Genomic DNA, 23396 nt, shown 5'->3' with positions numbered 1-23396 from the left:
TACTCCGCAGTAAGCCGCGATCCAGGATGGGGATCCTTCTCGCGGTGAATATCGCGCAACTGCCCGTTGAGGCCGTGCGCAAGACAAGAACAACAATTGAGGTTTTCCATGACAACTGCTCTTCAACAGCCTTCACTTTCGAGCCAATGCATGGCCGAATTCCTGGGCACCGCGCTGCTGATCTTCTTCGGTACAGGATGCGTCGCCGCGCTCAAGGTCGCGGGTGCGAGCTTTGGCTTGTGGGAAATCAGTATCATCTGGGGGGTCGGCGTGAGCATGGCGATCTACCTGAGTGCCGGTATTTCCGGGGCTCACCTCAACCCGGCGGTCAGTATCGCCCTGTGCATCTTTGCCGATTTTGAAAAGCGCAAACTGCCCTTCTATATTCTTGCCCAGATCGCCGGCGCCTTCTGCTCCGCCGCCTTGGTGTACACGCTCTACAGCAACCTGTTTTTCGATTACGAACAAACCCACCACATGGTCCGCGGCTCCCAAGCCAGCCTGGAATTGGCCTCGGTGTTCTCAACCTACCCCCACGCGCTGCTGAGCACGGCCCAGGCATTTCTGGTGGAAATGGTCATCACCGCCATCCTGATGGGCGTGATCATGGCCCTGACCGATGACAACAACGGCCTGCCACGCGGCCCGCTGGCGCCCCTGCTGATCGGTTTGCTGATCGCGGTGATTGGTAGCGCCATGGGCCCGCTGACCGGCTTTGCGATGAACCCGGCTCGGGATTTCGGGCCCAAGCTGATGACGTTTTTTGCCGGTTGGGGTGAAATGGCCTTTACTGGCGGTCGCGATATTCCTTACTTCCTGGTGCCGATTTTCGCCCCGATTGTCGGCGCATGCCTCGGTGCTGCGGCCTATCGCGGGCTGATTGCCCGCCACCTGCCGAGCGCCGCACCGGCTATCGCTGAAGAAACACCTGACACGGCTGTCAACGGCAAGACTCGTATCTCCTGAAAGCGCCAGCCTGGTCCCCTGCCCTTCGCGGCCCAGGCTGATTTCTGACCTCCTTATTTCGTCCAAGGCAATTGACATGACCGACCTTCAGAATAAGAACTACATCATTGCCCTTGATCAGGGCACTACCAGTTCCCGGGCGATCATCTTCGATCGTGACGCCAACGTGGTGTGCACCGCCCAACGTGAATTCGTCCAGCATTACCCGCAGGCTGGCTGGGTCGAACATGACCCGATGGAAATCTTCGCCACCCAGAGCGCGGTGATGGTCGAAGCGCTGGCCCAGGCCGGCCTGCACCATGACCAGGTGGCCGCCATCGGCATCACCAACCAGCGTGAAACCACGGTGGTCTGGGACAAGATCACCGGCCGCCCAATCTACAACGCCATTGTCTGGCAGTGCCGCCGCAGCACCGAGATCTGCCAGCAGCTCAAGCGCGACGGCCATGAGCAATACATCAGCGACACCACGGGTCTTGTGACCGACCCGTACTTCTCTGGCACCAAGCTCAAGTGGATCCTCGACAACGTCGAAGGCAGCCGCGAACGCGCGCGCAATGGCGAACTGCTGTTTGGCACCGTCGACAGCTGGCTGATCTGGAAATTTACCGGCGGCAAGACCCACGTCACCGACTACACCAACGCCTCGCGCACCATGCTCTTCAACATTCACACCCTGGAGTGGGATGCGAAGATGCTGGAGATTCTCGACATTCCGCGGGAAATGCTGCCGGAAGTGAAGTCGTCGTCGGAAATCTACGGCCGCACCAAAAGCGGCATCGCCATCGGCGGTATTGCCGGTGACCAGCAAGCGGCCCTGTTCGGCCAGATGTGCGTGGAAGCGGGCCAGGCCAAGAACACCTACGGCACCGGCTGCTTCCTGCTGATGAACACCGGCGACAAGGCGGTCAAATCCAAGCACGGTATGCTCACCACCATCGCCTGCGGCCCACGCGGCGAGGTGGCCTACGCCCTGGAAGGCGCAGTCTTCAACGGCGGCTCCACCGTGCAATGGCTGCGTGACGAGCTGAAGATCATCAACGATGCCCACGACACCGAATACTTTGCCGGCAAGGTCAAGGACAGCAACGGCGTGTACCTGGTACCCGCCTTCACCGGCCTCGGAGCGCCCTACTGGGACCCGTATGCCCGTGGCGCACTGTTCGGCCTGACACGTGGCGTACGCGTAGACCACATTATTCGCGCAGCCCTGGAGTCGATTGCCTACCAGACCCGCGACGTCCTCGACGCCATGCAACAGGACTCGGGCGAACGCCTCAAGGCCCTGCGCGTGGACGGCGGTGCGGTTGCCAACAACTTCCTGATGCAGTTCCAGGCCGACATCCTTGGCACCCAGGTAGAACGCCCGCAAATGCGTGAAACCACTGCACTCGGCGCGGCCTACCTGGCTGGCCTGGCGTGTGGCTTCTGGGGCAGCCTGGACGAGCTGCGCGGCAAGGCAGTAATCGAGCGCGAGTTCGAACCACAGCTGGATGAAGCGGCCAAAGAGAAACTCTATGCCGGCTGGCAAAAAGCCGTGAGCCGCACCCGTGACTGGGAACCGCACGAGGGCGCTGAATAAGGTTGTAACTGGCAGGGAGCGGATTCCTGCGTCATCATGGGCCACTTTTGTATGGCAGCCCAAAGGACGCCCCATGAATCTGCCTCCCCGCCAACAACAAATCCTCGAACTGGTCCGCGAACGCGGCTACGTCAGTATCGAGGAAATGGCGCAGCTATTCGTTGTCACCCCGCAAACTATCCGCCGCGATATCAACCAGCTGGCGGACGCCAACCTGTTGCGCCGCTACCACGGTGGCGCAGCCTATGACTCCAGTGTCGAGAACACCGCGTACGCCATGCGTGCCGACCAGATGCGCGACGAGAAGCAACGCATCGGCGAAGCCATTGCCGCACAGATTCCCGATCACGCCTCGCTGTTCATCAACATCGGCACCACCACCGAATCCATCGCCCGTGCGCTGCTCAATCACAGCCACCTGAAAATCATCACCAACAACCTCAACGTCGCCACCATGCTCAGTGCCAAGGACGACTTCGATGTGTTGCTCACCGGCGGCAATGTGCGCCGTGACGGTGGTGTGGTGGGCCAGGCCAGTGTCGACTTCATTAACCAGTTCAAGGTCGACTTTGCCCTGGTGGGCATCAGTGGTATCGACGAGGATGGCAGCCTGCTGGACTTCGATTACCAGGAAGTGCGGGTTTCCCAGGCCATCATCGCCAATGCGCGACAAGTGATCCTGGCGGCAGATTCCAGCAAATTCGGGCGCAATGCCATGATTCGCCTGGGGCCGATCAGCCTGGTGGACTGCCTGGTGACTGACCAACAGCCGGTGCCGGCGTTGGTGCAGGTGTTGAATGAGCATAAGGTGCGGCTGGAAGTCGTCTAGCCCTGTTCAGACGCCATCGCGGGCAAGCCCGGCTCCTACAGATTGAAATGCGATCAAATGTGGGAGCCGGGCTCGCCCGCGATGACGGCTTCACCCACACCCACACATTCATCTTTGTTCATTATTCTTCCTTTCCCCACCCTTCGATGAGTTTTTTCAATCGAAGTCGGGTGGCTGTGCCCGCAATTATCAGCTACCATTTTCGCAAATGAACATTCATGTTCGAATTCCAAGACAAAAAGATCGCGAGGCCAGCCGATGAACCCTTCCACCTTGCCTGCTCCACCGCTTGCCGAAGTCTATGACGTTGCCGTAATTGGTGGCGGGATCAATGGCGTCGGGATTGCAGCAGACGCAGCCGGTCGCGGTTTGTCGGTATTCCTTTGCGAAAAGGATGACTTGGCCAGCCACACCTCTTCGGCCAGCAGCAAGCTGATCCATGGTGGCCTGCGTTACCTGGAACACTACGAATTCCGCCTGGTGCGTGAAGCCCTGGCAGAACGGGAAGTGCTGCTGGGCAAAGCCCCGCACATCGTCAAGCAAATGCGCTTCGTACTGCCGCACCGCCCGCACCTGCGCCCGGCGTGGATGATTCGCGCCGGTTTGTTCCTGTATGACCACTTGGGCAAGCGCGAGAAACTGGCAGGCTCCAAAAGCCTCAAGTTTGGCGCCGACAGCCCGCTGAAAAGTGAAATCACCCGAGGCTTCGAATACTCCGACTGCTGGGTCGATGACGCCCGCCTGGTCGTGCTCAACGCCATGGCGGCCCGCGAGAAAGGCGCACACATCCACACGCAGACCCGTTGCGTCAGCGCCCATCGCGCCAACGGCCTGTGGGAAATGAACATGGAGCGTGCCGACGGCAGCCTGTTCTCGATCCGCGCCCGCGCCCTGGTGAATGCTGCCGGCCCTTGGGTAGCCAAATTCATCAAGGACGACCTGAAGCTGGATTCGCCCTACGGCATCCGCCTGATTCAGGGCAGCCACCTGATCGTGCCGCGCCTGTACGAAGGCGCCCATGCGCACATCCTGCAGAACGAAGACCAGCGCATCGTCTTCACCATTCCATACCTGAACCACTTGACCATCATCGGCACCACCGACCGCGAATACACCGGCGACCCGGCTGCAGTAGCGATCACCGAAGGTGAGACCGACTACATGCTCAAGGTGGTCAACGCGCACTTCAAGAAACAACTGAGCCGTGACGATATTGTCCACACCTACTCCGGCGTGCGCCCGCTGTGCAACGACGAGTCGGATAACCCATCGGCCATCACGCGTGATTACACCCTGGCCTTGTCCGGCGGCACCGGCGAAGCGCCGATCCTGTCGGTATTCGGCGGCAAGCTGACCACCTATCGCAAACTGGCCGAGTCGGCCATGGCCCAATTGGCGCCGTACTTCACCCAGATGCGCCCAAGCTGGACCGCCACGGCCAGCCTGCCCGGCGGCGAAAACATGAGCACCCCTGAAGCCCTGGCCGACGCCATCCGCGCCAAGTTCGACTGGGTACCGAGCGAGATCGCCCGCCGCTGGTCCACCACTTACGGCAGCCGCACCTGGCGCCTGCTGGAGGGCGTGCAATCGCTCGCCGACCTGGGTGACCACCTGGGTGGCGGCCTCTATACCCGCGAAGTCGACTACCTGTGCGCCGAAGAGTGGGTGACACAACCGCAGGACGTGCTGTGGCGCCGTACCAAGCTTGGCCTGTTCACCACCGAGCAGGAGCAGGAAAACCTGCAACGCTACCTGTCCAAGGTCGAGCAGAACCGCAGCAAGATCGAAGCCGCCTGACCGCGCGCCCTACACTGTAGGAGCGAGCTTGCTCGCGAAAAACTTGAGAACGCCGCGTTTATTCAGCATAAACGCGGCGTTTTTGCGTTTTTCGCGAGCAAGCTCGCTCCTACAGGCTATTCGGTTTTCCGAACGCGCTCCTGTGCGCTATTCGGTTTGCCGGACCGGCAACCAAAAATATCGCCGAAACAAAAAGTTAATTTCCATATAAATCATGCAGTTATCCTTTTGTTTTCGGTATGGCACGACTCATGCTCTACACTCTTCAACGATTGCCTGAGGCGCCTTAGGAGCCGTCACGGGCAGTCGCTGTACAAGAGAGCCGTTCAGCTGGCTTCATAAAAAAAACAAATGTCGAGGAAGTATTGATGCGCATCGTTCCCCATATCCTGGGCGCAGCTATCGCTGCTGCTCTGATCAGCACTCCAGTTTTTGCCGCCGAACTCACCGGCACACTGAAGAAAATCAACGACTCCGGCACCATCACTCTCGCTCACCGCGACAGCTCCATTCCGTTTTCCTACATCGCGGATGGTTCGGGCAAACCCGTGGGCTACTCCCACGACATCCAGTTGGCCGTCGTCGAGCAGCTGAAAAAAGACCTGAACAAACCCGACCTCAAAGCCAAGTACAACCTGGTGACCTCGCAAACCCGTATCCCGTTGATCCAGAACGGCACCGCGGATCTGGAGTGCGGCTCCACCACCAACAACACCGAACGCGCCCAGCAAGTTGATTTCACCGTCAACATCTTCGAAATCGGCACCCGTTTGCTGGTCAAGAAAGACAAGGAAGGCAAGCCGTCTTACGCTGACTTTGCCGACCTGAAAGGCAAAAACGTGGTGACCACCGCCGGCACCACGTCCGAGCGCATCATCAAGGCGATGAACGCCGACAAGCAGATGGGCATGAACGTCATCTCCGCCAAAGACCACGGCGAATCCTTCCAGATGCTCGAAAGCGGCCGCGCCGTTGCGTTCATGATGGACGACGCCCTGCTGGCCGGTGAAGAAGCCAAGGCCAAGAAGCCTGATGACTGGGTCATTACCGGTACTCCACAGTCCTTCGAAGCCTACGCTTGCATGGTTCGCAAAGGCGATCCGGACTTCAAGAAAGCCGTGGATGACGCCATCGTCGCCCTGTACAAGTCCGGCGAGATCAACAAGATCTACGCCAAATGGTTCGAAAGCCCGATCCCACCAAAAGGCCTGAACCTGAACTTCCCGATGAGCGACAAGGTCAAGGAGCTGATCGCTAACCCAAGCGATAAACCAGCGCCAGAAGTAAAAATCTGATACCTGACTAAGCTTATGTCCTGAGGGAGCCAACCCTCCCTCAGGCGTCTGTAATTACCTGCTGGTTTTAACTTGGAACACTCGACCTGGCGGTTTTCGAGCCGATCGTGTGTGCCTGGCGTTCAACGTCAGGCGGGAACGGATCTTCCCCAAGCGGGTGCTTGTACATCGATCGATCTCGAGGGGAGACCCTAATGAATTACAACTGGGACTGGGGCGTGTTCTTCAAGTCCACCGGCGTGGGCAGCGAGACTTATCTCGACTGGTACCTCTCCGGGCTGGGCTGGACCATCGCCATCGCTATCGTGGCATGGATTATCGCCTTGCTGCTGGGCTCCATTCTGGGGGTCATGCGCACTGTGCCAAACCGCCTCGTATCGGGCATCGCGACCTGCTACGTGGAACTGTTTCGTAACGTGCCGCTGCTGGTTCAGCTGTTTATCTGGTACTTCCTGGTACCGGACATGCTGCCGCAGAACCTGCAGGACTGGTACAAACAAGACCTGAACCCGACCACCTCGGCCTACCTGAGCGTCGTGGTGTGCCTGGGCCTGTTCACCGCTGCCCGTGTGTGCGAGCAGGTGCGTACCGGTATCCAGGCGCTGCCACGCGGCCAGGAAGCCGCCGCGCGCGCCATGGGCTTCAAGCTGCCGCAGATCTACTGGAACGTGCTGCTGCCCCAGGCTTACCGCATCATCATTCCACCGCTTACCTCGGAATTTCTCAACGTGTTCAAGAACTCCTCCGTGGCGTCCTTGATCGGCTTGATGGAACTGCTGGCGCAAACCAAACAGACCGCCGAGTTCTCGGCCAACCTGTTTGAAGCCTTCACCCTGGCCACGCTGATCTACTTCACCCTGAACATGAGCCTGATGCTGCTGATGCGCGTGGTCGAGAAGAAAGTCGCAGTGCCCGGCCTGATCTCCGTGGGGGGCAAATAATGGACTTCGATTTCAGCGGCATCATCCCCGCCATTCCAGGTCTGTGGAACGGCATGGTCATGACCTTGAAGCTGATGGTCATGGGCGTGGTCGGCGGCATCATCATCGGGACCCTCCTGGCCCTGATGCGCTTGTCGTCCAACAAACTGCTGTCCCGCGTGGCCGGCGCCTACGTGAACTACTTCCGCTCGATCCCGTTGCTGCTGGTGATCACTTGGTTCTACCTGGCGGTGCCGTTCGTGTTGCGCTGGATCACCGGCGAAGACACCCCTATTGGCGCGTTCACCTCCTGCGTCGTGGCGTTCATGATGTTCGAGGCCGCGTACTTCTGCGAAATCGTACGAGCCGGTGTGCAGTCGATTCCCAAGGGCCAGATGGCCGCGGCACAAGCCATGGGCATGACCTACGGCCAGACCATGCGCCTGATCATCCTGCCTCAGGCGTTTCGCAAGATGACGCCGTTGCTGCTGCAACAGTCGATCATCCTGTTCCAGGATACCTCCCTGGTCTACACCGTGGGCCTGGTGGACTTCCTCAACTCCGCCCGCTCCAACGGCGACATCATCGGCCGCTCCAACGAGTTCCTGATCTTCGCCGGTGTCGTCTACTTCATCATCAGCTTTTCCGCCTCGCTGCTGGTCAAGCGTCTGCAAAAAAGGTTTGCCGTATGATCTCTATCAAGAACATCAACAAGTGGTATGGCGACTTCCAGGTGCTGACCGATTGCAGCACCGAGGTTAAAAAAGGCGAAGTGATCGTGGTGTGCGGGCCATCCGGCTCGGGCAAATCCACCCTGATCAAGTGCGTCAACGCACTGGAACCGTTCCAGAAGGGCGACATCGTGGTCGACGGCACCTCCATCGCCGACCCGAAGACCAACCTGCCAAAACTGCGTTCGCGCGTGGGCATGGTGTTCCAGCACTTCGAGCTGTTCCCGCACCTGACCATCACCGAAAACCTGACCATCGCGCAGATCAAGGTGCTGGGCCGCAGCAAGGAAGAGGCCACCAAGAAGGGCCTGCAACTGCTCGACCGCGTGGGTTTGTCGGCACACGCCCACAAGCACCCTGGCCAACTCTCCGGCGGCCAGCAACAACGTGTGGCGATTGCCCGCGCCCTGGCCATGGACCCGATCGTCATGCTGTTCGACGAACCGACCTCGGCGCTGGACCCGGAAATGGTCAACGAAGTGCTCGACGTGATGGTGCAACTGGCCCACGAAGGCATGACCATGATGTGCGTGACCCACGAAATGGGCTTTGCGCGCAAAGTGGCCGACCGTGTGATCTTCATGGACGCTGGCAAGATCATCGAAGACTGCCCGAAAGAAGAATTCTTCGGCGACATCAGCGCCCGCTCCGAGCGTGCGCAGCACTTCCTTGAGAAAATTCTGCAGCACTAAAAGCAACACCGTTCGTCCTGTAGGAGCCGGGCTTGTGTGGGAGCTGGCTTGCCTGCGATGGCATCGCCTCGGTGCAACTGTTACACCGTGGCGCCTGCATCGCGGGCAAGCCCGGCTCCCACACAAGCCCGCGCTTACACTGGCGAGAAGTAGCTGACCCAAGGCATCTGTGATGAAATGCGACCCCAATCAATATCGCGCCGCGCCGCCATCACTTGCCGTGAAGCCTCGTCTGATACGCCAACTGTTCCTGCCGCCGTTGATCATCGCCCTGATGGTCGGCCTGGGTTATATCGGCTTCTGGGTCAGTGACTACTACGGCATCCGCACCCTCAGCGACAATGGCGAACGCCAGTTGGAGCTGCACGCCCGCACCGTCGAAAGCGAACTGAGCAAGTACACCTACCTGCCCAGCCTGCTGGAGCTGGAGTCCAGTGTTTCCCAACTGCTCGCCGACCCGAACCAGGAAACCCGCAAGACGGTCAACGACTACCTCGAAGGCCTGAACCGCCGCAGTCGCAGCCGCGCCATCTATGTGATGGACACCACCGGCCGCGTGCTGGCCACCAGTAACTGGCGCGATGCCGACAGTTACCAAGGTGAAGACCTGTCCTTTCGCGCCTATTTCCAGAATGCCGTACGCGGCCAGCCCGGCCGTTTCTACGGCATCGGCAGCACCAACGGCGAGCCCGGCTATTACCTGGCCCATGGCCTGGAAGAACACGGCAAGATCATCGGCGTTGCCGTGGTCAAAGTGCGCCTCGAAGCCCTTGAAGAGCGCTGGCAACGTGCGCGCCTCGAAGCCTTCGTGAGCGACGAGAACGGCATCATCATTCTTTCCAGCGACCCGGCGCGTCGCCTCAAGGCCGTACGCCCGTTGAGCGATGACACCAAGGACCGCCTGGCCCACAGCCTGCAATATTACTGGGCGACGCTCAATGAACTACACCCCCTGGCCCGTGAGCGCCTGAACGAAGGCACCGAGAAACTGACCTTCCCGGCCAACACCGAAGTGGTCAACGACCAGCACGCCGTCAGCTATCTGGCGCAGACCCGCCCGCTCAACGACACGCCGTGGAACTTCACCCTGCTCACCCCGCTCAACGACCTGCGCCGCGCCGCGATCAACCAGGGCATCCTGGTGGCCGTCGCCTTTGGCCTGGTCGCCTTCCTGCTGATCGCCTGGAACGAACGGCGCAAGGTCATCGCCACCCGCCTCGCCGCACGGGAAGCCTTGCAGGAAGCCAACAGCCAGCTTGAGCGTCGGATTGCCGAACGCACCGCCGACCTGCGCGCCAGCAACGAACGGCTCAAGGGCCAGATTCGCGAACGACGCCAGGCCGAAGAAACCCTGCGCCACGCCCAGGACGAACTGGTGCAGGCCGGCAAGCTCGCAGCCATTGGCCAAATGTCCACCAGCATCGCCCACGAACTGAACCAGCCGCTGGCGGCGTTGCGCACGTTGTCGGGCAACACCGTACGCTTCCTTGAGCGCGGCGCCCTGGACACCGCCAGTACCAACCTCAAGACCATCAACGAACTGATCGACCGCATGGGCCGCATCACCGCCAGCCTGCGCTCGTTTGCCCGGCGCGGTGACGACCAGGGCGAAGCCAGCCTCGGCAAAGCCGTGGACGCCGCGTTCCAGGTGCTCGGCGCGCGCCTGGACAGCCTGCCGTTGACCGTGCACCGTGACTTTGCCAACGCCCAATTGCAGATCGACCAGACCCGCCTGGAGCAAATCCTGGTCAACCTGATCGGCAACGCCCTCGATGCGATGCAGGCCCAAGCGGCGCCGCAGCTATGGCTGGAAGGCCAGAGCGGCGACGGCAAATACCGCCTGTTGGTGCGTGATAATGGCCACGGCATCGACCCCGAGGCGCGCAAGCATTTGTTCGAACCCTTTTTTACCACCAAGCCCGGCGAACAAGGCCTGGGCCTGGGCCTGACCCTTTCCGCGAGCCTCGCGGCCGCCACCGGCGGCAGCCTGGCCGTGGAACATCCGGCCAATGGTGGTACCGCCTTTGTCCTGAACCTGCCATTGGTGGGCGCTCAACGAGCTGAGTCGACATGAATACACAAGCCCAAGACCTTACCGTCCTGATCGTCGAAGACGACCCCCATGTACTGCTCGGTTGCCAGCAAGCACTGGCGCTGGAAGACATTACCAGCGTCGGCGTGGGCAGCGCCGAAGAAGCGCTCAAGCGCATCGGCGAAAACTTCGCCGGCATCGTCATCAGCGACATCCGCTTGCCGGGCATCGATGGCCTGGAACTGCTGACCCGCCTCAAGGCCTTGGATAAAAGCCTGCCGGTGGTGTTGATCACCGGGCATGGCGATATCTCCATGGCGGTGGGCGCCATGCGTAACGGCGCCTACGACTTCATGGAAAAACCCTTCTCGCCCGAACGCCTGGTGGACGTGGCACGCCGTGCCCTGGAACAACGCGGGCTGGCGCGGGAGGTCTGGTCGCTACGTCGGCAACTGGCCGAGCGCGACTCGCTGGAAGGTCGCATCATCGGCCGCTCGCCAGCGATGCAAAACCTGCGCGAACTGATTGCCAATGTCGCCGACACCTCGGCCAACGTGCTGATCGAAGGCGAGACCGGCACCGGCAAGGAACTGGTCGCGCGCTGCCTGCATGATTTCAGCCGGCGCCACACCCACCAGTTCGTCGCGCTCAACTGCGGTGGCCTGCCGGAAAACCTGTTTGAAAGCGAGATTTTCGGCCACGAGGCCAACGCCTTCACCGGCGCCGGCAAACGTCGCATCGGCAAGATCGAGCACGCCCATCAAGGCACGCTGTTCCTCGATGAAGTAGAGAGCATGCCGATCAACCTGCAGATCAAATTGCTGCGAGTGCTACAAGAACGCACGTTGGAACGCTTGGGTTCGAACCAGAGCGTGGCGGTGGATTGCCGAGTAATCGCTGCCACCAAGTCCGACCTCGACGAGTTAAGCCGCGCCAGCCAGTTCCGCAGCGACCTGTACTACCGCCTCAACGTGGTCACCCTGGAACTGCCGCCCCTGCGCGAGCGGCGTGAAGACATCCTGCAACTGTTCGAACACTTCCTGCAGCAATCGTCGCTACGCTTCGACCGCGCCGTGCCGGAGTTGGACAACCAGACCCTGTCCAGCCTGATGAGCCACGACTGGCCAGGCAACGTGCGTGAGCTGCGCAACGTCGCCGAACGCTTCGCCCTCGGCCTGCCCGCCTTCAAAAAAAGCGGCGCCGGCAGTGGCAGCCAAGGGGTTGCCTTTACCGAAGCGGTGGAAGCCTTTGAACGCAACCTGCTCAACGATGCCCTGCAACGCAGCGGCGGCAACCTGACACAGGCCAGCCAGGAACTGGGGATGGCCAAGACCACCCTGTTCGACAAGGTCAAGAAATACGGGTTGAGTCACTGATGGATCTGTTTTTGAAGGCTGCACTTGGCGCCGCCGTGGTGCTGATCCTGGCGGCGCTGGCCAAGACCAAAAACTATTACATCGCAGGCTTGGTGCCGCTGTTTCCCACTTTTGCGCTGATCGCCCATTACATCGTCGGCAAAGGCCGAACGGTTGAGGACTTGAAGACCACGATCCTGTTCGGGATGTGGTCGATCATTCCGTATTTTGTGTATTTGGCGACGTTGTATGTGATGGTCGATCGGCTGCGGCTCGAGGCATCGCTGGCAGTCGCCGCCGTGGCCTGGTTGGTGGCCGCGACGGTGTTGGTCAGCGTGTGGGTACGCCTCCACACCTGACGCAACACGGCAGATCGTTCCCACGCTCTGCGTGGGAATGCAGCCAAGGACGCTCCGCGTCCACACGCGTGACGCAGAGCGTCACCAGAGACAGTCCCACGCGGAGCGTGGGAGCGATCATCAGCGCACGATCTTGTCTACCTGAATGCCCAATTTCTTCAGGCGATACCAAAAGCTGCGCTCCGAAATCCCGATCCGCTGCGCCGCCGCGGCCTGCACCCCATTGCTCTCCTGCAGCGCCGCAAGAATGTAGGCTTTCTCCACCTCGGCCAGCGCCGCATCCAGATCCCGCGGCACGCCCGGCCCGTCGCTGAGGATCGCGGTCACATCGCCCTCGCTCGGTTTGGAAGCAAACAGATACCCCGGCAAATCAATGTCCTCGATCACCGATGAAGCCGCCACAATGGTTGCGCGCTCCACGCAGTTTTGCAGCTCGCGGATGTTGCCCGGCCAGTGATACGCCGCCATGGCCTGCAACGCCTCAGGGCTGAAACCGGTGATGCGTTTGCCGGTGGTCGCGCTCAGGGTGTGGGCGAAGTGGCGCGCCAGGGGCGCGATGTCTTCCACGCGTTCGCGCAAGGACGGCAACGGAATCGGGAAGACATTGAGGCGGTAATACAGGTCTTCGCGAAACTCCTTGGCCGCCACCGCATCCAGCAGGTTCTTGTTGGTGGCGGCAATTACCCGCACATCCACCTTGCGCTCGCGGGGGTCGCCTACCGGCTCGATAACCCGTTCCTGCAAGGCGCGCAGAATCTTGGCCTGCAACGCCAAGGGCATATCACCCACCTCATCCAGAAACAGCGTGCCCTTGTCGGCCTGCATGAAGCGCCCTACCCGGTCAGCCACAGCGCCGGTGAACGCGCCTTTGCGATGGCCGAACATTTCGCTTTCCAGCAAGCCTTCAGGAATAGCCGCGCAATTGACCGCCACGAAGGGTTGGTCGGCACGGCTGCCATGCTTGTGGATGGCGCGGGCGACCATTTCCTTGCCGGTGCCGCTTTCGCCGGTCAGCAGGATGGTGGCGTTGCTGTCGCGCACTGAGTCCACCGCCTGGAGCACCTGGCGAAACGCCGGGCTGTCGCCCACCAGGCTGTCGAACTGTGCATGTTCGTCCAGCTCGGCGCGCATGCGCGCGTTGTCGCGCATGATGTCGCGAAATTGCAGGGCCTTGGCCACGGTGATGTCCAGCTCGTCGATGTCGAACGGCTTGGCAATGTAGTCATAGGCACCGTTACGCATCGACTGCACGGCATTTTTTACCGTGCTGTAGGCCGTCATCACGATTACCGGCAAAGTCGGATAACGCACCTTGATCTCGGCCAGCAACGCCGGCCCGTCCATGCCTGGCATGCGCCAGTCGCTGATGACCAGGTCGATGTCTTCATCCCCCAGCACCTTGAGCGCATGCAGGCCATTGCCCGCGCTGAACACCTGGATGCCGTTCTGGCTCAAGGCCTGGGTCAGCAGATCACAGAGCTTGGGCTCGTCGTCGACCACCAATACGTTATGCGTCATGCCCGTCCTCATCTTCACCGTCGTCTTCACCGTCAGCTGGAATGTACAGGCTGAAGGTCGCGCCGGCATCTTTCTCGCTGGCGCATTCGATGCTGCCGTCATGACTTTCCATGATCGAATAGACTTTGGCCAGGCCCAGGCCTGTGCCCGAGGCCTTGGTGGTGACGAATGGCGTGAAGATGCGCTCGACCATGTCCGCCGGGATGCCCTCGCCGGTATCGGCGATGCTGATCACGGTGTTGTCGCCCACGCTGCGAATGCCCAGGGTCAGGCGCCCGCCGTCGGGCATCGCGTCGATGGCGTTGAGGATCAGATTGAGACAGGCCTGCTTGAGCTGCTTGGCATCGGCGTAGATCGTCGCGCCAGGCGCCTGGTCGTCGATCTGCGCATCAATGCGATGGCTACTCAGCTCCGGGCCGCAGAAACCGAGGATTTCTTCCACCAGCGCACGTGCCGGTTGCTGCACACGTATCGGCGGGTTGGGCTTGGCGAAATCGAGGAACTCGGTAATCAGGTCGTTGATGCGGCTGACCTCGCTGATGACATATTCCAGGTGACGCTTGTCGGTTTCCGCCAGGTCAGCGCGCCGATGCAACAGTTGGGTGGCGGTCTTGATGATGCCCAGCGGGTTGCGAATTTCGTGGGCCAGGCCCATGGCGACTTCACCCAGGGCATGCAAGCGGTCACGCCGACGCAGTTGGGCTTCCAGGTGATGCAACTCGCCCAGGCGTTCGGTCATGTGGTTGAAGGTGCTGCTCAATTGCGCCAGTTCGTCACCGCCACTGACCACCACACGGTGCGCGTAACTGCCCGAAATCACCGCATCCACGCCCTGGGACAAATCGCGCAGGGGCTTGGTCAGGCGCCGCGACACCAACAACCCGGCCGCCAGTGACAGCGCCGAGCTGACCAAAAAGATCAGCACAAACAGATTGCTCTGGTTCACCAGCCCCACCAGGCTGGTATGGCGTAGCAGGCCGCTGAAGATCACGCCTTGCAATTCGCCAGCGTCATTGAAAATAGGCCAATACAACCCGCTGTACTGGTTAGTGAACTGCTCGCTGGGCTGCTTGGTACTGCGCAGGTAGGCCTCGACATTCTTGGGGATGCGCGAGGGGTGATTGGCGAAGCGCTGGGTGGAAAATATCTCGGAGAAACCGGCAGGGTTGGCCAGGTACAAACGCAGGTCGAGGGAATGCACATCGGCCACGCTGGTGAGGAAACTGCTGTCCAGGTAGGTGGCGACCAGCAACAGGTAATCCACGCCGTCACGGCTGGTTTCGAAGGTGGACACCACCAGGCCCGTGCTCACCCCGGCGACTTGCACGGTCTGCAGCACCGCGTTGCTGGTGAGGTTGATCTGCCTGACGATGTCATCGGCGGCCGTGCTGAACATCACTTTGCGGTCGCTGGTGCGAATCAGCGCGACCACGTCGATATCGGTGGCATCGGCAATGTCGGCGGTGAGCCGGTCATGCCGCTCGGCATTTTTGGACGACGGCGGGCTGGTATAGCGCAGGAACAGCTTGGCCATGCGCGCGTTGTCGTGGAGGATGTCGCCGATTTCGTCCTTGACGATCTTGGTCGACTCTTGCAGCCAGATCCGCACGTTACTGTCGAAAATCTGCGACAGCGTGGTGGCGGCCAGTTCAGCCGCGATCATGGTGGGAATCACGCTGACCAGCCAGAACGCCAGCACCAGCTTGCGCTGGACGCTCCAACGCGAGATGGCAAAGGGGCGGGCTTTCTGGCGGGTCTTGGTAATCATCAGGTTTCGCTTATCGCAGCAGCCATGGCAGGGTCGGAACGATCCGGTCGAATAAACAGTTTTACAAGCTTGAGCAGGCCGTTGACCAGCCGGTTGCGGTGGCGGAAGAACAGGCTGTTGCCCTTAAACTCGCACCCCAGGCGCAGTTTACTGGCATACCCGGCCTGGCCGCACTCGTACAGCGGGATACGGTGTTCAATACAGTAGTCGACATTGGTCAACCAGCTGCGGAAGTACAGGTTGTACTCGCGGCTGAACGCCAGGTCATGGCCAAAGAACTTGTCCACCAGCCGATGCTCATCCAGCAGGATCAGGTTGAACGCCACCAGGCGCTCGTCCACCCAGTACAGAACACAGACCGCCCGCTCGTGCAGGTGTTCGAGCACACCCGTGAAGTAACCGGCGGGCAGGCGTTCGAACTGCAAGTCTGCACGCGCGAGCGTGGCTTCATACAGGCGCATGACCTCGGGCAGCACGTCGTCGATATTACGCCGCCACTCGACCCGCGGCCCCGGTGCGCGCAGTTTGCGGCGCAGGTCCTTGCGCGTGGATTTGCCCAGCGAACCCAGGTAGGCATCCACCGAGCCATAAGGCAGCGGCAACACCCCCGTGGGCAAGCTGGGCATGCTTTGAAAACCTGCGGCAAGGCAGCTCTGGGCCCAATGGGGGTCGTTGGTGGGCGCATCCTTGACCGCCAGCAAGCCGATACCGAGCGCATCGGCATCGCTGCGCGCAGCCGCCAGTAACTGCTGCAACAGCAACGCGCGCCGGGATTCGGGCACATGGCTGGCGACCCCGGCATCACAGCGTTCAGCCACCGGCGAACCGATGGCGTACAACGCCAGTTGCAGAGCCCCCGGCCACAGCCGCTCCAGGCGCGCGGTCAAGCGCTTGCCGGCCCCCGACACCGTGGTGTCGAGGCGATAATGGGTGATAAACGCGGCAGCCACGGCCACCAGCGTTTGGTTTTCAAAGACCGCCAGGTAACGCCACTGAAAGTCATCGATTGCAGCGTTTTCCACGGCCAGGTAATAGTCCCAATCCTCCAGGGCACCGGGAAAACAGTCGTTCCAGGCATCGCGCTGGATAGCGCGGATGGTCGGGTAGGCTTGGGTGGTTATCACAGTTTTTCCTTATCAACACCGCTCTACTGTAGGAGCGAGCTTGCTGTGGCGAGGGAGCTTGCTCCCGCTCGACTGCGCAGCAGTCGCAGGCTTTTGGGGGCGCTTCGCACCCCAGCGCAAGCAAGCTTGCTCGCCACAGCAAGCTCGCTCCTACAAGTAAACGAATCACGCCACACGATTGAGTTGCACTGCGTGCTGCTCGACAAACCTGGCGCTCAACTCAATCACCCGCCGGTACTGCAAATCCACGGTGATCATGTGGTAGCAGTTGTCCAACAGGATCTTGGTCACCGGCCCACCGAGGTGGCGCTCCACGTAGTCGGCGTTCCAGCGGCTGGTGATGTCGTCCTCGATGGAATGCAGCACCAGCGCTGGCACCTTGATCTGCGGCATGCGTTTCTTGACCACGGCGTTCATGCGGTGCAGCTCGCGCACGGTGATGCCTTCCATGGTCAGCAACCCCGCCTCGCTGCTTTCGCCTTCCTTCATCTGCCGCTCGACGATGGCCCGCAGGCGCTCGTTCTTGATGCCGTAGGGCGGCTTCTCTTCGAAGCTGCAAATGTGCACGCCGAACGGAATCTTCATCAGCAAGGGCGTGAGAAACGCCAGTTTGTTGATGCTCCAACCGTCGTACTTCAAGGTGGTGGAATACATCAGCAACCCGGCGACTTGGCCTGGGTGTTCGGACGCCACATACATCGACATCACCGCCCCCATGGACAAGCCACCGACAAACACCTGGGCATGGCGTTGCTTGACCTGTACGAAGGTGTTGCGCACGCCTTCGTACCAGTCCTGCCAGCCGGTGGCCTGCAAGTCGCTGTTGTCGCCGCAGTGCCCGGCCAGCGTGGGCACATACACCGTGCAGTTGCCTGCCTTGGCCAGGCCCTTGGCGACCTGGCGCAATTCGGTCGGTGTGCCGGTCAGGCCGTGGATCAACAGGATCCCGACCGGACCATCACCAAGAACGAAACCGGCAGTGCCTTCACCGAGGTCGATCCCTTGAGCATTCACCGCGTGGTCGCTCGCACCAGCAGTTGCTCCAGCAACTTCAGGCCCAAGTCGATTTCCGGGTAGCTGATTTCCAGGGACGGCGCCAGGGTGATCACGTTCTTGTAGTAACCGCCCACGTCGAGGATCAGCCCGAGTTTCTGGCCGTCTACCAGCATGTCGCCTTTCATGCCTTCCTCGACCATGTAGTCCAGGGTCGCCTTGTCCGGCGTGAAGCCATCCGGGCCGCAGATCTCGCAGCGCAGCGCCAGGCCCAGGCCGTCCACATCGCCGATGATCGGGAAGCGTTTTTGCAAGTCTTGCAGGCCTTCCAGGAAGTATTTGCCCTTGGCCATGACCATGGCGCCGTAGTCGACTTCGCTGGTCATCTTGAACATTTCCAGGCCCACCGCCGTGCCCAATGGGTTGGAGGCGAAGGTGGAGTGGGTAGAACCTGGCGGGAACACCTTCGGGTTGATCAACTCTTCACGGGCCCAGATACCGCCCAATGGGTTGAGACCATTGGTCAACGCCTTGCCGAACACGATCACGTCTGGCTGTACGTCGAAGTGCTCGATCGACCAGAGTTTGCCGGTGCGATAGAAGCCCATCTGGATTTCGTCGGACACCATCAGGATGCCGTGCTGGTCCAGGACGTGCTTGAGTTCGCGGTAGAAATTCATCGGCGGGATCACGTAGCCACCAGTGCCCTGGATCGGCTCGACATAAAAAGCTGCGTATTCGCACTGGTTGGTTTTAGGGTCCCAGACACCGTTGTATTCGGTCTCGAACAAGCGGGCGAACTGCTGCACGCAATGGCTGCCGTACTCTTCCTTGGTCATGCCCTTCGGGCCACGGAAGTGGTACGGGAATGGGATGAAGTTGGCGCGTTCGCCAAAGTGGCCGTAGCGACGACGATAGCGGAAGCTGGAGGTGATCGACGAGGCGCCGAGGGTGCGGCCGTGGTAGCCGCCTTCGAAGGCGAACATCAGGCTTTTGCCGTTGCTGGCGTTGCGCACCACCTTCAGGGAGTCTTCGATGGACTGGGAACCGCCGACGTTGAAGTGCACGCGACCGTCGAGGCCGAACTTGTTCTTGGCATCCACCGCGATCATTTCCGACAGCTCGATCTTGCCTTTGTGCAGGTACTGGCTGGCGATTTGCGGCAGCGTGTCGATCTGCTTTTTCAGCGCGTTGTTCAGGCGTGGGTTGGCATAGCCGAAGTTGACGGCCGAGTACCACATTTGCAGGTCGAGGTAGGCCTGGTCTTCGGTGTCCCACACATAGGAGCCTTCGCAGCGGCTGAAAATACGCGGTGGCTCGATGTAGTGAACAGTGTCGCCGTAGGAGCAGTACTTGGCTTCTTTATCCAGAAGCACCTGGTCTTCGGCGGTAGCAATACGGATATCAGACATGATGGAAGAGTTCCTGTTTGTCAGAAGAGGTGTTGAAGGTGGTGGCGTTGGCGGCAAGGCCTTGTGGCAACTTGGCCAGCAACGCCGGCACTTGCGCAAAGGTGTCGAAGCGCGCATGAGGAATCTGATGGGCGACGCAGTAGTCGGCGAGGCTGCCTTTGGCGAACACGAAGTCGGCGGTGGAAGCCACGCACATGTCGGACTTGCCGTCGCCGATCACCAGCACGCGCTTGTTGCGCGGCGTGGATTTGCACTTGCAATTACCGGACGCGGCGCGGCAGGCATCGCTGGCATACGGGAAGTCGATGCGCCAGCTGTCCTGGTCGACCTGGCGCAGGCGATTGGCGAGGATCGGCAGCAGGGTCACGTAGTTGCGCGAAAGGATGCGGGCAATGCCCTGCTCGATGCCGTCGCTGACCACTTCGATGGAGGCACCCAGGCCCATGACGTGATCGACGAAGTCCGGGAAGTCCGGGTCGATCTCGACGCTGTCGAAGTACGCCAGCAGTTCAGCCGGGGTGGCCTTGATCAGCGCCAGTTGGCGGCTCAGGCATTCGCGTGAACCGATATGCCCATCCAGCCATTCCTGCTCAATGGTTTCCCACTCGGGGCCGGCGAAGCGTTGGAGGACGTTGTCGATGACATCGGTGGGGGTAATGGTCCCGTCGAAGTCACACACGATATGCCAGTTGATCATCTGCCTTTCCTTTAGGTAAAGGGCCTTGGAGGAGCGCGCTGTCTGCGCTTGCCAAGGGATAGAGCAGGGACTATGCCAACTGGCCAAAACCCCGCAGGGCTGGGGGTTGGCGCGAATTACGCGGCGATATATGTCGCAGGAGCTACAATTTTTGTAGCTTGCTACAAACAACATGAGTGCTTGCGCAGGCGCGTCGGTTTGCGCGTTCATGCGCGCCTGCCCACCTTCAGGAAACGTCCCCATGTCCAAGCTCGCTGCTGCTGTATTCACCGGTTTACTTGGAGGGTGGGGCCTTTGCGGGGCCGCGTGGGCAGAGGGCATTACGGGCGATGTGGGCGCGGGCCTCAGCTACCAGCCCCACGACCCCACTGGCAGCCGCTACGAAACCCGACCTGTGCCCTACCTGGACCTGGATTGGGGCAACGTCAGCCTGAGCACCGATGACGGCCTGACCTGGAGCGCCCTGGATACCCACGGCCTTACCGCTGGCCCCTATATCAACTACCTCGCGGGGCGTACCTCCAACGGCGAGTTGCAAGGCCTGCGCAACGTGTCGGACATGGCCGAGGTGGGCGGTTTCGTCCAATACGCCCCGGCCAATTTCTGGCGGGTCTACGCGCAATTGGGCCAGGCCGTGGGCGGCGGGCATTCCCAGAGCGGCGCGCTGGGTAAAATCGGCGGCGAACTGGGTTACCCCTTGGGTGGCGGGATTATCGGCAGCAGTGGCCTGGTTGCGCATTTTGCCGACGCGCGCCAGACCAATACCTTCTTCGGCGTGGATAATAACGAAGCCGTCGCTTCAGGCCTGCGGCCGTATAACGCGAGTGGCGGCTTTCAGAACGTGACGCTGAGTCAAAGTTTTTCCTTCCCCCTGGCGCCCCATTGGTCACTGCTGACCAGCGCCAGCTGGGTACACCTGGTGGGGTCGGCGGCCAAGAGCAGCATCGTCAAGGAGGCTGGCCAGGTGAATCAGGGCCAGGTGCAGACGGCGATCAGCTACACCTTCGACTGAATTACACGGGAGCAAAATGTGGGAGCGGGCTTGCTCGCGAAAGCAGTGTGTCAGTCAGCTAATACTTAACTGATCCACCGCATTCGCGAGCAAGCCCGCTTCCACATTGGGCCTGTGTTTCATAGCACTATTTTCAGTGTTCTTCGCCTTCAGCCAGAAGCGCGATACCACCGATAATCACCACCACGCCTACCCAATGCAACGCGCTGATGTGCTCGCCCAGCCCCAGCCAAGAACCCAGCAATACGGCCACAAACACCAGCGAACTCAGCGGAAACGCCAGGGACAAACTGCTACGTCGCAGGATCAGCATCCACACAAAAAACGCACCCAGATAACTGGCAATCGCCGCCAGAATGCCGGGGTTGCGTGCCACGTCGGCCAGCCATTGCCAACTGAAATCCATCGGCCCCAATTGATCGCCGGCCACCTTGGTGAACAACTGCCCGGCGCTTTCGGTGGCGATCAGCAGCGCCCACAGCACCAGGGTGCCAACACGCCCATGCAGCCAGCCGGTATTGATTGTTTGCGTTGTCATGCCTGGTTCCCCGCGATTGCTACCAACATCACACCCAAGGTGATCACCAACGTGCCCAGCCAGCGACGTCGGCTGACGGTTTCCTTGAGCACCACCCTGCCCGCCAGCACCACCAGGCAATAGGCCAACGCCGCCAGCGGAAACAGCAGGCTCAAGGGCGCGCGGGACAGCGCTTCGAGCCAGACGAAAAACTCAATGACATAGGCGCCGACGCCGGCCCACAGCAGCGGCGCATTGAACACCTGGCCCCAAAAGGCACGCAGGCGAAAACCGCCATCGAGTTGCGGCAAACGGTCCACGCCCAGTTTGAAACACAGCTGGCCAATCACATCGAGGACGATGGAAAACGCCAGTAACAACACCACGGTCAGGGTCACGGGAACAGCTCCTCAAACAGGTCGATCAAGGCTTCATTGGTTGCGGCGTTACGCTGCAAGTCTTGCGGGCTCCAGCGCTCCGGAGGCGGCTGGTCGGACTTGGCTTCCCAGCGCTTGAACGCGTTGCTGAATGCCGGCGTGGCGAATTCCCCGCAGACATCGATGCCGATGATGCGTTTATGCGCCGCCAACGCCCGCAGGGCCTGGAGCAAATGGGTCAGGCGCATGCCGCCCTGGTCCCAGTTGGTGGCGGCGTCTTCACTGGCCAGCACATCTTTGTCGATGGTGATCCAGATCGCTTCGGTGGGCAGGCTGGCAATCATCTGATCGAGGAAGGCTGCCCAATCCAGGTCCGCCAGGTTGCGCCAGTGCAGGTGGTTTTCCTGTTGCTGGTGGCCGGCGCCGTCACCCACCCGGCCCCAAACCTTGGACGGCGGATGCTGCCAGGGAAACAGCTGCAATCGCCCGCGCTTGAGGGCGCCAAGGTTACCGCCGCGCAGTTGCGGGTTATGCAGGTCATCGCTGCACGGGCCGAGGGTGACGATGCGTTGGATCGCCGGCATCTTCAGCGCCCGGTTGACCCACGAACCGCAGTGCCGCTTGGGCGCAAAGCGCACCCAGTCGGGGTGGTTATCAAAGTGGATCAGGCTGACAGGCTCTTTGAGGTCGGCCAAAAAGGCCGGCGTGAGGTGATGATAATCGCCGGAGCCAACAAACAGGATTTCCGGGCGCGCGTCACGGGGCCGTGGCCGTAGGGCCAGGCGCTCGACGAAACGCTTCCAGGTTTTTTCGGTGGACCACAAACGCAATTTCGGGCCCAGGTCCAGCAGGTCCAGGCGCGTGGCCCGACCGCTGGCCAACCGCCGGGCAATCGGTGCCTGGCCGGTGAGGCTGTGGTCAAGGTCAAGAATATTCAAGGTAAGTTACACCCCTAATGGCAGCGCCCAACCGCAGGCCGGTTGGGCTTTAGGGGGGTAATGCAAGGGATGGGCCAGCGTTTCTCTTAATGCCCACACAGATCAAATGTGAGAGCTGGCTTGCCTGCGATGGCCTCTACACAACTCTGTGGGTTGTAACACCAGACGCTAACCACGATGCGAAGCGAGCCGCTCTTGATCTTGCTCTTGATCTGCTTGTGATCTTGATCTCAGGCGCCCCGTTAAACCACGCTGGCCGAACGCAGGCTTGAATTCGTGGGTAACCCGGCAGGACGCCGGGTTAGCCGCCCCGCGCCATGGATGGCGCGTGGCGGCGGCCCACGGATTCAAGCCTGTGTTCGGGCACACCGAGCCTAAGCGAGGTGCCGAGTGGTGGGGCAAGAGCCCTTTGGTTACTTTGGGGCTTTTCCAAAGTGACCCGCCGTCAGGGCGGAACCCTAAGTGGCCGTTACCGAAATAAC

Annotated in this window: 21 protein-coding genes; 12 read left to right on the top strand and 9 right to left on the bottom strand. The window is 60.7% G+C overall.

Going from position 1 to position 23396, the window contains the following annotated elements; genetic code table 11:
- Positions 1 to 108 precede the first annotated feature (108 nt).
- From V8689_RS06055 to V8689_RS06005, 11 genes are all read left to right on the top strand, one after another.
- Positions 109 to 966: an MIP/aquaporin family protein gene (locus tag V8689_RS06055; RefSeq protein ID WP_012722481.1), complete on the top strand. Its 858-nt coding sequence runs from the start codon at positions 109 to 111 to the stop codon at positions 964 to 966.
- Positions 967 to 1042: 76 nt separating this feature from the next.
- The gene (gene glpK, locus V8689_RS06050; protein WP_032893327.1) at positions 1043 to 2548 is read left to right on the top strand and encodes a glycerol kinase GlpK; all 1506 of its coding nucleotides are present in this window, start codon (positions 1043 to 1045) and stop codon (positions 2546 to 2548) included.
- Positions 2549 to 2621: 73 nt separating this feature from the next.
- The gene (locus V8689_RS06045; RefSeq protein ID WP_003188962.1) at positions 2622 to 3377 is read left to right on the top strand and encodes a DeoR/GlpR family transcriptional regulator; all 756 of its coding nucleotides are present in this window, start codon (positions 2622 to 2624) and stop codon (positions 3375 to 3377) included.
- Between the two features lie 258 nt (positions 3378 to 3635).
- Entirely contained in the window at positions 3636 to 5174 is a 1539-nt protein-coding gene (glpD, locus tag V8689_RS06040) for a glycerol-3-phosphate dehydrogenase (protein WP_056790071.1), read from the top strand.
- Positions 5175 to 5542: 368 nt separating this feature from the next.
- Positions 5543 to 6469, top strand: a complete 927-nt coding sequence (locus V8689_RS06035; RefSeq protein WP_003188957.1) for a glutamate/aspartate ABC transporter substrate-binding protein — start codon at positions 5543 to 5545, stop codon at positions 6467 to 6469.
- A gap of 194 nt (positions 6470 to 6663) precedes the next feature.
- Entirely contained in the window at positions 6664 to 7410 is a 747-nt protein-coding gene (locus V8689_RS06030) for an amino acid ABC transporter permease (RefSeq protein ID WP_056790068.1), read from the top strand.
- Positions 7410 to 8081 (top strand): amino acid ABC transporter permease, encoded by a 672-nt coding sequence (locus tag V8689_RS06025; protein ID WP_056790065.1) that lies wholly within the window; start codon positions 7410 to 7412, stop codon positions 8079 to 8081. Before V8689_RS06030 ends, V8689_RS06025 begins: the two co-directional genes overlap by 1 nt.
- On the top strand, positions 8078 to 8812 hold the full coding sequence (locus V8689_RS06020; protein WP_003188952.1) for an amino acid ABC transporter ATP-binding protein: 735 nt from the start codon (positions 8078 to 8080) through the stop codon (positions 8810 to 8812). Before V8689_RS06025 ends, V8689_RS06020 begins: the two co-directional genes overlap by 4 nt.
- A gap of 172 nt (positions 8813 to 8984) precedes the next feature.
- Positions 8985 to 10886, top strand: a complete 1902-nt coding sequence (locus V8689_RS06015; protein WP_056790062.1) for a sensor histidine kinase — start codon at positions 8985 to 8987, stop codon at positions 10884 to 10886.
- Positions 10887 to 10939: 53 nt separating this feature from the next.
- Positions 10940 to 12220 carry a sigma-54-dependent transcriptional regulator gene (locus tag V8689_RS06010; RefSeq protein WP_230962057.1) on the top strand — a complete coding sequence of 427 codons (1281 nt, stop codon included), beginning with the start codon at positions 10940 to 10942 and terminating at the stop codon, positions 12218 to 12220.
- Positions 12220 to 12558, top strand: coding sequence for a GlpM family protein (locus V8689_RS06005; RefSeq protein ID WP_056790059.1), 339 nt, complete (start codon positions 12220 to 12222; stop codon positions 12556 to 12558). The genes V8689_RS06010 and V8689_RS06005 overlap by 1 nt, the downstream gene beginning before the upstream one ends.
- 120 nt (positions 12559 to 12678) lie before the next feature.
- Here the strand turns inward: V8689_RS06005 and V8689_RS06000 are convergent, their stop codons facing one another.
- From V8689_RS06000 to V8689_RS05975, 6 genes are all read right to left on the bottom strand, one after another.
- Positions 12679 to 14076, bottom strand: a complete 1398-nt coding sequence (locus tag V8689_RS06000) for a sigma-54-dependent transcriptional regulator (protein WP_056790056.1) — start codon at positions 14074 to 14076, stop codon at positions 12679 to 12681.
- Complete coding sequence (locus tag V8689_RS05995) at positions 14066 to 15844, bottom strand: sensor histidine kinase (protein WP_056790053.1); 1779 nt, start codon at positions 15842 to 15844, stop codon at positions 14066 to 14068. Before V8689_RS05995 ends, V8689_RS06000 begins: the two co-directional genes overlap by 11 nt.
- Entirely contained in the window at positions 15844 to 16968 is a 1125-nt protein-coding gene (locus tag V8689_RS05990) for a GNAT family N-acetyltransferase (RefSeq protein ID WP_056790049.1), read from the bottom strand. The genes V8689_RS05995 and V8689_RS05990 overlap by 1 nt, the downstream gene beginning before the upstream one ends.
- A 165-nt stretch (positions 16969 to 17133) precedes the next feature.
- Entirely contained in the window at positions 17134 to 17982 is an 849-nt protein-coding gene (locus tag V8689_RS05985) for an alpha/beta hydrolase (protein WP_060766183.1), read from the bottom strand.
- Positions 17979 to 19373, bottom strand: a complete 1395-nt coding sequence (locus V8689_RS05980) for an aspartate aminotransferase family protein (protein WP_003188936.1) — start codon at positions 19371 to 19373, stop codon at positions 17979 to 17981. The genes V8689_RS05985 and V8689_RS05980 overlap by 4 nt, the downstream gene beginning before the upstream one ends.
- Entirely contained in the window at positions 19366 to 20070 is a 705-nt protein-coding gene (locus V8689_RS05975; RefSeq protein ID WP_032893338.1) for an MtnX-like HAD-IB family phosphatase, read from the bottom strand. The genes V8689_RS05980 and V8689_RS05975 overlap by 8 nt, the downstream gene beginning before the upstream one ends.
- 241 nt (positions 20071 to 20311) lie before the next feature.
- Between V8689_RS05975 and V8689_RS05970 the strand changes: the two genes are divergently transcribed.
- Positions 20312 to 21082, top strand: coding sequence for a MipA/OmpV family protein (locus tag V8689_RS05970; RefSeq protein WP_056790047.1), 771 nt, complete (start codon positions 20312 to 20314; stop codon positions 21080 to 21082).
- A 133-nt stretch (positions 21083 to 21215) separates the two neighbouring features.
- Here V8689_RS05970 and V8689_RS05965 read toward each other — a convergent pair whose 3' ends face one another.
- The 3 genes from V8689_RS05965 to V8689_RS05955 are packed head-to-tail and all read right to left on the bottom strand — an operon-like array spanning position 21216 to position 22914.
- Positions 21216 to 21620: a transporter gene (locus V8689_RS05965; protein WP_054917752.1), complete on the bottom strand. Its 405-nt coding sequence runs from the start codon at positions 21618 to 21620 to the stop codon at positions 21216 to 21218.
- A complete protein-coding gene (locus V8689_RS05960; RefSeq protein WP_003188930.1) occupies positions 21617 to 21997 on the bottom strand; it encodes an EamA family transporter in 381 nt (126 codons plus the stop codon). The genes V8689_RS05965 and V8689_RS05960 overlap by 4 nt, the downstream gene beginning before the upstream one ends.
- Entirely contained in the window at positions 21994 to 22914 is a 921-nt protein-coding gene (locus V8689_RS05955; RefSeq protein ID WP_056790044.1) for a hypothetical protein, read from the bottom strand. Before V8689_RS05955 ends, V8689_RS05960 begins: the two co-directional genes overlap by 4 nt.
- Between the last annotated feature and the right edge of the window lie 482 nt (positions 22915 to 23396).

Origin of the sequence: Pseudomonas sp. AK181 (assembly GCF_051122975.1) — a bacterium.
GTDB classification, from domain to species: domain Bacteria; phylum Pseudomonadota; class Gammaproteobacteria; order Pseudomonadales; family Pseudomonadaceae; genus Aquipseudomonas; species Aquipseudomonas lactis.
The sequence above is the reverse complement of the archived record's forward strand: the minus strand, read 5'-3'. Positions and strand labels throughout refer to the sequence as shown.

Bases quoted from the DNA above. Each gene is read 5' to 3' on its own strand.
- V8689_RS06025 (WP_056790065.1), top strand. From the start codon at position 7,410: ATGGACTTCGATTTCAGCGGCATCATCCCCGCCATTCCAGGTCTGTGG.
- V8689_RS06015 (WP_056790062.1), top strand. From the start codon at position 8,985: ATGAAATGCGACCCCAATCAATATCGCGCCGCGCCGCCATCACTTGCC.
- V8689_RS06055 (WP_012722481.1), top strand. From the start codon at position 109: ATGACAACTGCTCTTCAACAGCCTTCACTTTCGAGCCAATGCATGGCC.
- V8689_RS06030 (WP_056790068.1), top strand. From the start codon at position 6,664: ATGAATTACAACTGGGACTGGGGCGTGTTCTTCAAGTCCACCGGCGTG.
- V8689_RS05980 (WP_003188936.1), bottom strand. From the start codon at position 19,373: ATGTCTGATATCCGTATTGCTACCGCCGAAGACCAGGTGCTTCTGGAT.
- glpD (WP_056790071.1), top strand. From the start codon at position 3,636: ATGAACCCTTCCACCTTGCCTGCTCCACCGCTTGCCGAAGTCTATGAC.
- V8689_RS06020 (WP_003188952.1), top strand. From the start codon at position 8,078: ATGATCTCTATCAAGAACATCAACAAGTGGTATGGCGACTTCCAGGTG.
- V8689_RS05965 (WP_054917752.1), bottom strand. From the start codon at position 21,620: ATGACAACGCAAACAATCAATACCGGCTGGCTGCATGGGCGTGTTGGC.
- V8689_RS06045 (WP_003188962.1), top strand. From the start codon at position 2,622: ATGAATCTGCCTCCCCGCCAACAACAAATCCTCGAACTGGTCCGCGAA.
- V8689_RS05970 (WP_056790047.1), top strand. From the start codon at position 20,312: ATGTCCAAGCTCGCTGCTGCTGTATTCACCGGTTTACTTGGAGGGTGG.
- V8689_RS05995 (WP_056790053.1), bottom strand. From the start codon at position 15,844: ATGATTACCAAGACCCGCCAGAAAGCCCGCCCCTTTGCCATCTCGCGT.
- V8689_RS06035 (WP_003188957.1), top strand. From the start codon at position 5,543: ATGCGCATCGTTCCCCATATCCTGGGCGCAGCTATCGCTGCTGCTCTG.
- glpK (WP_032893327.1), top strand. From the start codon at position 1,043: ATGACCGACCTTCAGAATAAGAACTACATCATTGCCCTTGATCAGGGC.
- V8689_RS06005 (WP_056790059.1), top strand. From the start codon at position 12,220: ATGGATCTGTTTTTGAAGGCTGCACTTGGCGCCGCCGTGGTGCTGATC.
- V8689_RS05975 (WP_032893338.1), bottom strand. From the start codon at position 20,070: ATGATCAACTGGCATATCGTGTGTGACTTCGACGGGACCATTACCCCC.
- V8689_RS06000 (WP_056790056.1), bottom strand. From the start codon at position 14,076: ATGACGCATAACGTATTGGTGGTCGACGACGAGCCCAAGCTCTGTGAT.